At 58.5% G+C, this 12,778-nt stretch carries 13 protein-coding genes; 7 read left to right on the top strand and 6 right to left on the bottom strand.

Annotation, left to right across the window (positions count from 1 at the left end):
- Window position 1: 1 nt before the first annotated feature.
- The 7 genes from GF108_RS07480 (at window position 2) to hflX (ending at window position 7,288) form a co-directional block, all read left to right on the top strand.
- Window positions 2–1,363, top strand: coding sequence for a sigma-54 dependent transcriptional regulator (locus tag GF108_RS07480; protein ID WP_027233296.1), 1,362 nt, complete (start codon window positions 2–4; stop codon window positions 1,361–1,363).
- A gap of 7 nt (window positions 1,364–1,370) precedes the next feature.
- Complete coding sequence (gene trkA / locus GF108_RS07475) at window positions 1,371–2,747, top strand: Trk system potassium transporter TrkA (protein ID WP_153667483.1); 1,377 nt, start codon at window positions 1,371–1,373, stop codon at window positions 2,745–2,747.
- Window positions 2,748–2,766: 19 nt separating this feature from the next.
- Window positions 2,767–3,531: an MBL fold metallo-hydrolase gene (locus GF108_RS07470; protein WP_153667482.1), complete on the top strand. Its 765-nt coding sequence runs from the start codon at window positions 2,767–2,769 to the stop codon at window positions 3,529–3,531.
- Window positions 3,532–3,539: 8 nt separating this feature from the next.
- The gene (locus GF108_RS07465) at window positions 3,540–4,634 is read left to right on the top strand and encodes a lactonase family protein (protein ID WP_153667481.1); all 1,095 of its coding nucleotides are present in this window, start codon (window positions 3,540–3,542) and stop codon (window positions 4,632–4,634) included.
- Window positions 4,635–4,646: 12 nt separating this feature from the next.
- Window positions 4,647–5,513 carry a D-amino-acid transaminase gene (locus GF108_RS07460; protein WP_153667480.1) on the top strand — a complete coding sequence of 289 codons (867 nt, stop codon included), beginning with the start codon at window positions 4,647–4,649 and terminating at the stop codon, window positions 5,511–5,513.
- Between the two features lie 121 nt (window positions 5,514–5,634).
- Window positions 5,635–5,874, top strand: a complete 240-nt coding sequence (hfq, locus tag GF108_RS07455; protein ID WP_008129219.1) for an RNA chaperone Hfq — start codon at window positions 5,635–5,637, stop codon at window positions 5,872–5,874.
- A gap of 49 nt (window positions 5,875–5,923) precedes the next feature.
- Window positions 5,924–7,288 carry a GTPase HflX gene (gene hflX / locus GF108_RS07450; RefSeq protein ID WP_370462146.1) on the top strand — a complete coding sequence of 455 codons (1,365 nt, stop codon included), beginning with the start codon at window positions 5,924–5,926 and terminating at the stop codon, window positions 7,286–7,288.
- 5 nt (window positions 7,289–7,293) lie between these two features.
- Here the strand turns inward: hflX and mazG are convergent, their stop codons facing one another.
- The 6 genes from mazG to metG all read right to left on the bottom strand — a co-directional run bounded on the left by mazG (window position 7,294) and on the right by metG (window position 12,775).
- Window positions 7,294–8,115 (bottom strand): nucleoside triphosphate pyrophosphohydrolase, encoded by an 822-nt coding sequence (gene mazG / locus GF108_RS07445; protein WP_027233291.1) that lies wholly within the window; start codon window positions 8,113–8,115, stop codon window positions 7,294–7,296.
- Window positions 8,116–8,267: 152 nt separating this feature from the next.
- Window positions 8,268–8,990 (bottom strand): class I SAM-dependent methyltransferase, encoded by a 723-nt coding sequence (locus GF108_RS07440; RefSeq protein WP_153667478.1) that lies wholly within the window; start codon window positions 8,988–8,990, stop codon window positions 8,268–8,270.
- A 162-nt stretch (window positions 8,991–9,152) separates the two neighbouring features.
- Window positions 9,153–9,623, bottom strand: coding sequence for a YbaK/EbsC family protein (locus GF108_RS07435; protein WP_153667477.1), 471 nt, complete (start codon window positions 9,621–9,623; stop codon window positions 9,153–9,155).
- Entirely contained in the window at window positions 9,620–10,429 is an 810-nt protein-coding gene (locus GF108_RS07430; RefSeq protein ID WP_153667476.1) for an MBL fold metallo-hydrolase, read from the bottom strand. Before GF108_RS07430 ends, GF108_RS07435 begins: the two co-directional genes overlap by 4 nt.
- A complete protein-coding gene (locus GF108_RS07425; protein WP_153668210.1) occupies window positions 10,422–11,210 on the bottom strand; it encodes a TatD family hydrolase in 789 nt (262 codons plus the stop codon). The genes GF108_RS07430 and GF108_RS07425 overlap by 8 nt, the downstream gene beginning before the upstream one ends.
- 17 nt (window positions 11,211–11,227) lie before the next feature.
- Window positions 11,228–12,775 carry a methionine--tRNA ligase gene (gene metG / locus GF108_RS07420; RefSeq protein WP_153667475.1) on the bottom strand — a complete coding sequence of 516 codons (1,548 nt, stop codon included), beginning with the start codon at window positions 12,773–12,775 and terminating at the stop codon, window positions 11,228–11,230.
- Window positions 12,776–12,778 lie beyond the last annotated feature (3 nt).

Genomic DNA, 12,778 nt, shown 5'->3' with positions numbered 1-12,778 from the left:
GATGGCATCTGACATCCTTGTCGTCGATGATGAGATCGACATCCGCGAACTAGTTGCAGGGATACTTGGCGACGAGGGCTATGAAACCCGCGTTGCCTCCGACGCCGATAGTGCCTTGACTGCAATCGACGACCGAATTCCCCGCCTGATCTTCCTGGATATCTGGATGCAGGGAAGCCGTCTCGACGGCCTCGCGCTGCTCGACGAGATCAAGCAGCGCCACCCGGAGATCCCGGTGGTGATGATTTCGGGGCATGGCAATATCGAGACAGCCGTATCTGCGATCCGTCGCGGCGCCTATGACTTCATCGAGAAGCCGTTCAAGGCGGACCGGCTGATCCTCGTCGCCGAGCGGGCGCTCGAAACCTCAAAGCTGCGGCGCGAAGTTTCGGATCTGCGCAAGCGGTCCAGCGAGAGCTTCGAACTGCTCGGATCGTCGCTGCCGATGAACCATCTGCGCCAGACCATCGAGCGTGTCGCGCCGACGAACAGTCGCATCATGATCACGGGTCCATCGGGCGCGGGCAAGGAATTGACGGCACGCGCTATACACGCGCTGTCCATCCGGTCCAAGGGACCATTCGTCAATCTCAATGCTGCGACGATCACGCCGGAGCGAATGGAAATCGAGCTGTTCGGGACGGAATCCGATGGCGGTGAGCGCAAGGTCGGCGCGCTGGAAGAGGCCCACGGCGGCATCCTCTACCTCAACGAAATTGCCGACATGCCGCGCGAAACGCAGAACAAAATCCTGCGCGTCCTTGTCGATCAGCAGTTTGAACGGGTAGGGGGAACGAAGCGGATAAAGGTCGATGTCCGCATTATCTCGTCCACCGCCCAAAACCTCGAGGCGATGATTGCCGAAGGGCGTTTCCGCGAAGATCTGTTCCATCGGCTCGCGGTTGTTCCCGTCATCGTGCCGCCGCTAGCAGACAGGCGCGACGATATCCCGGCTCTCGTCGAGTTTTTCATGACCCAGATCGCCGACCAGGCCGGCATCAAGCCTCGCAAGATCGGCCCCGACGCCATGGCCGTGCTGCAGTCGCACTCCTGGCCCGGCAATATTCGCCAGTTGCGCAACAACATCGAGCGCCTGATCATCCTTGCCCGGGGCGACGATCCCGAAGCGGTGATCACTGCTGACCTCCTGCCGGCAGAGATTGGCGATACCTTGCCCAAAGCGCCGACCGAGTCCGATCAGCACATCATGGCGCTGCCGCTGCGCGAAGCGCGGGAACGCTTCGAGAAGGAATACCTCGTCGCCCAGATCAACCGTTTCGGCGGAAACATCTCGCGCACCGCCGAGTTCGTTGGTATGGAACGCTCAGCACTGCACCGGAAGCTGAAATCCCTCGGGGTCTAATCGCAAAATGCGCGTCATCATCTGCGGCGCTGGACAGGTAGGCTACGGCATTGCCGAGAGGCTCGCGGCCGAGGGCAATGACGTATCCGTTATCGATATGTCATCCGATCTCATCGAGATTGTCGGTGACACGCTCGACGTTCGCGGGTTCGTTGGCCATGGCGCACATCCCGACATGCTTGAAAAGGCCGGGGCGGATCAGGCCGACATGATCATAGCGGTAACGCTGTTTGATGAAGTCAACATCGTCGCCTGCGAAGTCGCCCACGCGCTCTTCAATGTCCCTACCAAGATCGCGCGTATCCGCGCTCAATCCTATCTGCAGTCGCACTACCAGGACCTTTTCTCACGCGAACACATGCCGATTGACGTCATCATTTCGCCTGAACTCGAAGTCGGGGAAATGGTCCTGCGCCGTATCGCGCTGCCGGGCGTCACCGACGTCGTCCGCCTCTGCGATGACAAGGTCGCGGTGCTGGCCATCGAATGCCTGGAGGATTGCCCGGTCGTCCATACCCAGCTGGCGCAGTTGACCAGCATGTTTCCCGATCTCAATGCCACGGTGATGGCAGTGGTCCATGATGGCAAGCTGGCGGTAGCGCATTCAAGCGACCAATTGATGCCCGGCGATGTCGCCTATGTCGCGACACCTTCAGCGCAGATTGCGCGCACGCTGGCCCTGTTCGGCCATGAGGAACCTGAAGCGACGCGCATTGTCATCGCGGGCGGCGGCAATATCGGCCTCTACGTGGCCCAGACCATCGAGGAACGCCAGCCACGGACGAAGGTCAAGGTAATCGAATCAAGCCTCCGCCGGGCCAATTCGATCGCCGACGATCTGCATCGCTCCCTCGTCCTCCACGGCAGTGCCCTCGATCAGAAGCTATTGCGGGAGGCCGAAATCGAGGATGCGGATCTCATCGTTGCGCTGACGAATGACGACCAGGTCAACATGCTGGCCAGTGTCATGGCCAAGCGTCTCGGGTGCAAATCCAACCTCGTCCTCATCAATAATCCCGACTATCTCGATATTGCGAAATCGCTCGGCATCGACGCGCAAATCAGCCCGCGCAGCGTCACGATCTCGCGCGTGCTCCAGCATGTGCGGCGCGGCCGCATTCGTGCAGTGCACAGCATCGAAAATGGCAAAGCCGAGATCATCGAAGCTGAAGCGCTTGAAACGTCGCCGCTGGTTGGCGCGACGCTCAGCGAGCTTGATCTGCCTGACGGACTGCGCATCGGAGAGATCTATCGTAATGGTGAACTCATCAAGCCGCAGGGCAGTACCCGGATAAAGCCGCGTGACCGCGTCGTTCTCTTCGCCACGGCGGAGACGGTCAAACAGGTCGAACAGATGTTCCGCGTCAGCCTCGAATTCTTCTGACCCCAGAAAGGCAGATCTCATGAAACTTCAGCTCTTTCGCAACGCCACGCTCAAGCTCGACTATGCCGGCTCGATCATCCTGATCGACCCGGACTTTGGGCCAAAGCACAGCAGGCCGTCATTCACCGGGCGCTCTACGAACCCGATGGTGGAACTGCCGGCATCGACGGACGAGATTTTGGAAGGTGTCGATTTTGTCCTCGTGTCGCATCTTCATGCCGACCATTTCGACAAGGTCGCGCAGGACCGCGTACCGAAGCACCTGCCGCTTATTTGCCAGCCGGGCGACGAGGACACGATCAGGTCGTTCGGATTTCTCGACGTAACACCGCTCTACGATGACCTGACCATCAACGGCATCTATGTGAAGCGCCGCGAAGGGAATCACGGATCGGGCCCGGTTCTCGAAAAGATGGGAAAGGTGATGGGCTTTACCATCGAAGGCGAGGGCGAGCCGTCAATCTATTGGGCGGGCGATACGATTCTCTATCCTCCTGTGCGCGAGACCATCGAGACGGCTGAGCCAGATATCATCATCACCCATTCCTGCGGCGCCAAATGGGACGACGTATTCATCGTCATGGACGCTGAACAGACCAGCGACGTGTGCGAAATCGCGGCTCCCCATACCAGGGTCATTGCCGTTCACATGGAAGCGCTCGACCACGCGACAACATCGCGGGAAGAGCTTCGGGCCTATGCGAACAGCCGGTCGGTTGATAAGCATAGACTCATCATCCCCGACGATGGAGAAATCCTCCATCTGACAGCCCCCACTTCGTGAGACCATCCATGCCAAACACATTCGCATTCGTCGGAACGCAAAATCGCAACGGCCAGGGCACCGGGATCAGCGTCTATCGCTTTGACAGCGCGACTGGAGAACTGACCCTCGCCAGCGAATATCTCGCCATCGACAATCCGGGCTATCTGGCCATCGACGAGAAGCGCAAGCGTCTCTACGCCGCCGTCGAGATCCCCGCCTGGAACGAGAACATGGCCGTCGCCTTCGATATCGACCCTGAGACGGGAGCACTTTCCTACATCAACATGCAGCCGACGCTCGGCAACACGACGTGCCATCTCGGCTTCGATCAGCAGGGGGAGACCATCTTTGCCTCCAACTACACTGTGGCCAATCTTGGCGAGCAACCCGGCAATGCGGTCGCGGCCTTCGCCCTGCGGGAAGACGGTGGGCTGGAGCCGGCCTTTGCCGCCGCTGCACACGAGGGCAAGCACGCCATCATTGCCACCGACAAGCGCCAGCATGGCCATTGTGCCGTGGCAAGCCCTGACAACCGGTACGTCTTCGTCTGCGATCTCGGCCTCGATCGGATCGTCGCCTATAATCTGCCGAAGATAGGCGAGGCGATGACACTCGCCTCGGCGCCGTTCGTTCAGTTCCCGGACGGTGCGGGCCCGCGCCATCTGACGTTTCATCCAAACGGCAAGGTTGCATACGTGATCAACGAGCTGAACTGCACCGTCAGCGCATTGGACTACGATCCAACCGATGGCGAGCTTTCGATCCTTCAGACGCTGCCTAGCCTCCCGGACGATTTCACCGATACGAACACCTGTGCGGAAATTGCGATCAGCAGCGATGGCAAGTTCCTGTACGGATCCAATCGCGGCCACAACAGCATCGTCAGTTATGCCGTTGCACCTTCCGGAGAGCTGTCGCTGATCGGCTGGACGCCGTCGCAGGGTATCGGCCCGCGCAACTTTACGATCGATCCGAGCGGTGCGTTCATGCTTGTCGCCAACCAGAAGGGCGGGGGCATCGCCATCTTCCAGCGCGATGTTGCGACGGGTGCGCTTTCCGATACCGGCAAGCGGGTCGACCTGCCCAACCCGATGCGCATCGTCTTCGGCACGTTCGGTTGAGGTTGCAAGCAGATGTCACGCATTGCCTATGTCAATGGCCAGTATGTCCAGCATTCGGAAGCGGGAATTCATATCGAGGACCGCGGTTATCAGTTCGCTGACGGCGTCTATGAAGTCTGCGAGATTGCGCGCGGCAATATCATGGACATGACCCGCCATCTCGATCGCCTCAATCGTTCGCTCTCGGAACTGCGCATCGCCTGGCCGATGGACCGCAAGGCGCTGATCGTCGTGATCAAGGAGGTGGTAAGGCGCAACCGCGTTTATAACGGGCTCGTCTACCTCCAGGTCACGCGCGGCGTCGCCAGACGCGATCATGTGTTTCCCGCTGCCGGCACGCCTTCATCCATCGTCGTCACCGCAAAGCGCACCGATCCTAAAGCCTCGGCGGCGCGGGCGGCCAAGGGAATCAAGGTGATAACCGTGCCCGAAAATCGCTGGGAGCGCGTGGACATCAAGTCGATCGGTCTATTGCCCAACGTGCTTGCGCGCCAACAGGCGAAGGAGGAGGGTGCCCAGGAAGCCTGGTTCATCGATCCCGACGGTACGGTCAAGGAGGGCGCGGCAACCAATGCCTGGATTGTCACCAAGGACGGTACGCTTGTGACCCGGCCGGCCGAAAATGGCATCTTGCGTGGCATTACCCGCACAACCATCTTTGATGTGGCGAAAAAGCTGGGGCTGAAGATCGAGGAGCGGGGGTTTTCAGTGGACGAAGCCAAGAAAGCCAAGGAGGTTTTCATGACGGCTGCGACCACTGTTATCATGCCAATCGTTGCGATTGACGGCGAATCGGTGGCAAATGGCCATCCTGGAGAGACTACACTTTCCTTACGGGAAGCGTTTTTTGACGTTGCGGAAAGAACGCCAGCCTGTTAACCGGAGAGTGAGGGGACTAACAGACGCACTTTTTCACCTCCCGTAGGAGTCGATTCATTTCCACTCCTGCTGCCGAATGTTGTATGAGACGCTTTGCTGATCGCATAAAAGGACAAGAACAATGGCTGAACGATCGCAGAATCTTCAGGATCTTTTTCTGAATTCAGTCAGAAAACAAAAGATTTCTCTGACAATTTTCCTCATCAATGGCGTGAAACTGACCGGTATTGTCACTTCTTTTGACAACTTCTGCGTGCTTTTACGCCGCGACGGCCATTCGCAGCTCGTCTACAAACATGCGATCTCGACCATAATGCCGAGCCAGCCCGTGCAAATGTTCGAAGTTGAAGAGAGCGACTGAAACCAATTTGACCAAAGAAACCCGGCGTAACGCAAAGAAGTCCAGCCCGATTACCAACAACGGTGAAACGGCCAGGGAACTAACGCGCGCTATCGTGATCGTGCCGATCCTTCCGCAGCGCTTTGCCGATGGCGGCAAGGATGCGGGCAATCACAGCAGTTTCCAGCATGAATTCCAGCGCAGCGACGAAGCCCGTCTCGAAGAGGCTGAGGGACTAGCGCGCGCCATCGATCTCGACATCGTCCATTCCGATATCGTCCAGGTTCCCAACCCGCGACCGGCGACCTTGCTCGGAACGGGCAGGGTGGAATCGATCGGCGAACTCGTGGAAGCATCCCATGCGGAACTCGTCATCGTCGATCATCCTTTGACGCCTGTACAACAACGCAATCTCGAAAAGGCATGGAATGCCAAGGTCCTCGACCGGACCGGGCTCATCCTCGAAATCTTCGGGCGCCGGGCGCAGACGAAGGAGGGCGCGCTGCAGGTCGAACTTGCGCATCTGACCTACCAGAAGGGCCGGCTCGTGCGCAGTTGGACCCACTTGGAACGCCAGCGCGGTGGCGGCGGCTTTCTCGGCGGTCCCGGTGAAACCCAGATCGAGGCCGACAGGCGTGCCTTGCAGGAAAAGATCCTGCGCATCAAGCGTGAACTCGAAACCGTTGTCCGCACGCGCACGTTGCACCGTGCCAAACGCAAGAAGGTGCCGCATCCGGTCGTGGCGCTAGTCGGCTATACCAATGCAGGCAAATCGACCTTGTTCAACCGGCTCACCGGAGCAGGGGTCGTCGCCGAGGACATGCTCTTCGCCACGCTCGATCCAACGCTGCGCCGCATCCGCCTCGAACACGGCGAGACGATCATCCTTTCCGATACGGTAGGTTTCATCTCGAACCTGCCGACACATCTGGTAGCCGCCTTCCGCGCCACGCTCGAAGAGGTAGTGGAGGCGGACCTTATCCTGCATGTGCGTGACATCTCCGACCCCGACACCGCCGCTCAGGCTGAAGACGTTCATGCGATCATGGAAAGTCTTGGCATTGAACGCGGCGACTCCAAGCGCATCATCGAGGTTTGGAACAAGATCGATCTCCTTGATGAGGCTGGCCGCGAGACAGCATTGCGCCAGAGCGCCGCGGTTTCCGGAAGCGAGCATCCGATCCCGATTTCGGCGATCACAGGCGAGGGCGTGGACGCCCTGCTACAGGAGATCGAGGGCCGCATCTCCGGGACGCTTTCCCGGGTCAAAGTCACGCTGAAGCATGACCAGATGCGCCTGATGGACTGGATTTACCAGCATTCGAGCAATGTAAAGCGCAAGGACCTCGACGACGGATCGATCGCGCTGACAATGGACATGACGGTGGCCTCAAACGAGATGCTCGAGGAAAAGCTTGGCCGCAATGCGCGGTAGGGCGCTTACTTTTCGCTCTTTGCCTGCTGCCATAGCGCTTCCATCTCTTCGAGCGTAGCCGCGCCAAGCGATTGATCCTGTTCGGCGAGCTTGCGCTCAATGTAGTGAAAGCGTTTGCGAAACTTCTCGTTCGTCCCGCGCAACGCGCTCTCCGGCTCGAGTTTGAGATGGCGGCCGAGATTGACGATGGCAAAGAGAAGATCGCCGTATTCCTCCTCGGTATCCTTATGCTCGCCGCTGGCGATCGCTTGCTTCAGCTCGCCGATTTCCTCTTCGATCTTGTCAAGGATGGGCGCCGCTTCCGACCAGTCAAAACCGACCTTCGCGGCGCGCTGCTGCAGCTTCAGCGCACGCATCAGCGCGGGGAAGCCGTGCGGAATATCGTCGAGAAAACCCTCCTTTTCGGCAAGGCTAAGATTGAGAGCCGCGCGGCGCTCGCGCCGCTCCGCCTTTTCCTCGGCCTTTATCTTGTCCCACATGCCCTTGGCCATGCCGGCGCCACGCGCCGCTTCCTCGCCGAACACATGCGGATGCCGCCGGATCATCTTGTGCGTGATCGCCTGAACCACGTCGCCGAAATCGAATGCCTGCATTTCCTCGGCCATGCGGGCATGGAAGACAACCTGCAGTAGAAGATCGCCGAGTTCCTCGCGCAGATCGTCGATATCGTCGCGTTCGATGGCATCGATCACCTCGAAAGCTTCTTCGAGCGTATAGGGCGCGATCGATTTGAAATCCTGCTCAAGATCCCAGGGGCAGCCGGTGACGGGCGTGCGCAGGGCCTGCATGATATCGAGGAGGCGGGAGATATCGCGTGATGGTTTCATGGACAGAGCATAGGCCACGTCAGTGCTGCCGAACATGACGGATTGGATCGCAAGCGAATTTTGTCCACAACATCTGGATAAGGACGCACCGAAGTCTACGTCGCAGAGAGAGCGGGGCCGCAAAAGGTGATTTCGTAGGTGACGACCACATTCTAAAGCGCTTTTCGCCAGGCGATCCACGCACCCCAAAACAAGCTTGAAAAGAATCCTTCCGGTCGTTCAAAACCCGCATTAGCAAGCAGGTTGAACACGTCATCTTCCGATGCAGGTGGGTCGGCGCCCTGCAGGATCTTGCCAAGCTTCACCTTGACGTCCTCGCTGGTCGCACCGTGCATCCGCCAGCGTTCTCCCCATGCGGCAAGCAAGTGCGGTTTCTTGGCATAAACATAGCGGTTGCACGCAAGGATTAGAGGCGCACCCGGCGCGATCCGATTTGCGATATCCTTCAGTATGGCGTTCTTTGCGTCATCACCGGGCAGGTGATGCAACACCCCGAGCATCATGGCGGCATCAAACGTTGCATCTGTCGACAGCCCGTCCAATGTGCCCAGATGCAGTTCGGCTCTGTCGCTTAGGCCTTGCTCCTCAAGGCGCTGTGCAGTGCGCGCAAGCATCGGTTCCGAAGGGTCAATGCCAACGAACCGCCAGGTGGGTTCGATTCTGGAAACTGCGGTTATTTCCTGAGCAGTGCCACCCACGCCCACGATGAGAATGCGTCGGTTGCCTCCAGGTCCGAGTGCTGCAGCCAACATGCAGGCGGCAAGTTCATGGCATGCCTCATAGCCAGCCAGGGCTATACGGCTCTGGGTTTCATATTCATCCGCTCGCGAGCTATCGAACTTCTGGGCAGACTGTAGTTCACGATCGCTTTTCATCTTCAGTACTTTTCTCCGGACTTCATATGCCTTGAATTGCGGGGCACTGCATCCTCTGAAAAAGAGGAGGGTTTTTGTACGTGTCGCAATTGAAAATAGAATGTGCCGTCCTAAGTATAAAAGTCACATAAGATAGATTATGGAACTAACATATAGATATAGTCAGCTAGCAATATCCGCAATTTGGGCCTTTGCAGCCCTTACCAAAGCCTTGGGATCGCTGGGAAACACAAAATTGGTGCCGCCTGCCGCCGCCCAGACAACATCGTACTGCATCAAATGCTCGTCGGCATAAGCCGCTATGTCGATGAGGTGGCCAATGGGCGCAACGCCGCCAATGGCAAAGCCGGTTTCCTTGCGCACGTGCTTTGGATCAGCACGGTGCAATGCTTCGCCAGTCAAACGTGCGGCCTTGCCGAGATCGAGTTGCCGCGGACCGGACACCAGAAACAGATACAGCTTCGCGCTCTCAGCGCCTTCAAAGATGAGCGACTTGACGATCTGACCGACGGTCACGCCGCATTGCACAGCCGCGTCTTCGGCCGTATGGGTCGAATCCGGCATCTCGCGAATCTCGATATCGAAGCCGGCGGCATGGGCTGCCTGGCGAACACGTTCGACGCTCTTGCTCATAGGTTGACCTCGAATGTCAGTCCATCGAACGCGGGTTCGACATGATCGGGCGTTTCGCGCATGACCGTCTCGTAGTCGAGCGGCACGTGCATGTGGGTCAGGATTGCTCGACGCGGCTTGAGCTTATCGATCCATTCAATTGATTCTTCTAAGGAAAAATGGCTTGGATGCGGGCGGTACTGCAGCGCGTCTATCACCAGCGTATCGAGGCCAGCCAAGGCAGAGGCCGTCGCCGCAGGAAAGGCGCTCACGTCGGAGCAATAGGCAATTTCGGCAATGCGAAAGCCGAGCGAAACAATGTCTCCATGGATCTGCGGCAATGGCAGGAAGCGTATCGGTCCGCCCGCGCCTTCGATCGCGAAACTCTCGTCATGGATAATCTCGTGCGGCCGCAATATCGGCGGATAGCTCGATCCTTCGGGTGTCTTGAAGCAATATCCGAAGGCGTCATAGAGCCTCTTCAGGGTTGGCGCGTCCGCATAGATATCGAAGAGATCGCGGCGATCGATGACAAAGGTGCGCAGGTCGTCAAGCCCGTGAATATGGTCCGCGTGAGGATGTGTGTAAACGACAGCGTCGAGCTTGCCCGAACCGAAATCGATCATCTGCGAGCGGAAATCCGGGCCGGTGTCGATGATAACGGTGGTGACACCACCATGCTCGGCAATGCGCTCGACCAGCATCGAGGCGCGGCGGCGATGGTTCTTCGGATTGCCCGGATCGCATTTGCCCCAGTCGCCATTGATGCGCGGCACGCCCGGCGAAGAGCCGCAGCCGAGAATCGTGAAGCGCAAGCGGTCAGGCATCGGCGGGCCTTGGCATCTTGGTGAAGAGCCGGAACACGTTTTCAGTCGTCAGGCGGGCGATCTCTTCCTCGCTTACGCTGATGGTATCCGCAAGGACAGCTGCTGTGTGGCGCACGAAACTCGGCTCGTTGCGCTTGCCGCGATGCGGCACTGGCGCAAGATAGGGCGCGTCGGTCTCAACCAGCAGGCGATCACGCGGGACATTACGGGCTATGTCACGTATCTCGGGCGAATTCTTGAAGGTAAGTATGCCTGAGAAGGAAACGTAACCGCCAAGATCCACACCAACCCTGGCAAGTTCTGCGCCAGAGGAAAAGCAGTGCAGGATGAAAGGGAAGGTCCCCTTCCCCGATTCTTCCTTGAGGATCGAAATCATATCCTCATCGGCGTTGCGCGCGTGGATGACCAGTGGAAGCTGTGTGACGCGCGCCGCTTGAATGTGCGTGCGCAGTCCCTGCGCCTGCGCTTGCGGTGGCGCATAGTCATAGTGGTAGTCGAGCCCCGCTTCGCCGATCGCCACCACCTTCCGATGCTCTGCCAGGCGGATCAGCTCGTCGGCTGTTACGTCGAGTTCCTCATGCGCATTGTTCGGATGCGTGCCAACCGAAGCATAGACGCTGTCATAGCGTTCGGCGATGGCAAGGATCGTGTCGAAGCGCCGGACACGCGTGCCGATCGTCACCAGGCGCTTGATACCGTGATCAAGCGCCCGCTGGACGATGGCATTCCGTTCTTCCTCGAAATCGGCAAAGTCGAGATGGCAGTGACTGTCGACAAGCATCGTCATGCGCTGTCCGCTCAGGCTTCTTTGTCGGCTTCGACGTAGCGCGGAAAGATCGGCTGCGGTGCCGGCAAGTCAGCTCCCGCAACGAGCTCGCCGCCAGTCAGATCGGCGAAGTTGCGCTTGTCGGCCGGGATCGCCAGGATGTCGAGCAACTTCGCTGCGGACCCTGGAATGAACGGCAGACACAGAATGCCGACGCGCCGGATGACTTCAGCTGTCACATACAGAACTGTTTCCATGCGCGCTGGATCGGTCTTCTTGAGCGCCCATGGCTCCTGCCCGGCAAAGTAGCGGTTTGCCTCAGCCACGACAGCGAAGATTGCGCCAAGCGCGAGATGCAGCGCCTGCGTAGACACTGCCTTTCGCGCCGTGTCGAGCGCTGTCAAAGCCTGGTTCAGGATCGCCTGATCCGCGTCGTTGAACGCACCGGGCTGCGGCACCTTGGCGCCGCAATTCTTCGCGATCATCGACAGCGAACGCTGCGCGAGATTGCCGAGATCGTTGGCAAGGTCGGCATTGGTCCGGTTGACGATTGCTTCATGGCTGTAATTGCCGTCCTGCCCGAACGGGATTTCGCGCAAAAGGAAATAGCGCAGCTGGTCGAGCCCATAATGTTCGACGAGCGAGATCGGATCGATGACATTGCCGACCGATTTCGACATCTTCTCGCCGCGGTTGAAGACGAAGCCGTGTCCATAGACCCGTTTCGGCAGCTCGATCCTGGCAGAAAGCAGAAACGCCGGCCAGTAGACGGCGTGGAAACGAATGATGTCCTTGCCGATGACGTGAACGTCTGCCGGCCAATAGCGCCAGCGCTCGGCATTCGTATCCGGGTAGCCGGCCGCAGTAATGTAATTGGTGAGTGCATCGACCCACACATACATGACGTGCTTTTCGTCGCCGGGAACCGGGATTCCCCAATCGAAGGTGGTGCGCGAGACCGACAGGTCCTTCAATCCCGACTTGACGAAGGAAATCACCTCGTTGCGGCGTTCCTCCGGTCCGATAAAACCAGGATTGTCGGCGTAGAGCTGAAGCAGGCGATCTTGATAGGCGGACAGGCGGAAGAAATAACTCTCTTCCTCCAGCCACTCGACAGGCGTTCCCTGCGGGCCATAGCGCACATCGTCCGCACGCACTTCCGTCTCTTCCTCCTGATAATAGGCCTCGTCGCGCACGGAATACCAGCCAGCATAAGAATCCTTGTAGATGTCCCCCGCGTCTACCATCTTCTTCCAGATAGCCTGCGATGAAGCGTAGTGCCGCTCCTCGGTGGTGCGAATAAAATCATCATAGGAAGCATTGAGAAGCGTTCCCATGTCACGGAAAAGCTTTGCATTTCTATCGGCCAATTCACGCGGGGAAATCCCCTCCTTGCGTGCCGTCTGCAGCATCTTGATGCCATGTTCGTCGGTGCCGCTGAGGAAGAGAACATCCTTGCCATCGTGGCGATTGAAACGGGCAATCGCGTCCGTCGCAATCAGCTCATAGGCATGGCCGATATGCGGGCTCCCGTTCGGGTAGGAAATGGCAGTGGTTATATAGAATTTTTCGCGGCTCATGCT

Source organism: Phyllobacterium sp. SYP-B3895 (genome assembly GCF_009647635.1).
GTDB lineage: Bacteria > Pseudomonadota > Alphaproteobacteria > Rhizobiales > Rhizobiaceae > Phyllobacterium > Phyllobacterium pellucidum.
Note: the sequence above shows the minus strand (reverse complement) of the source record. Positions and strands in the feature narration are given on the sequence as shown.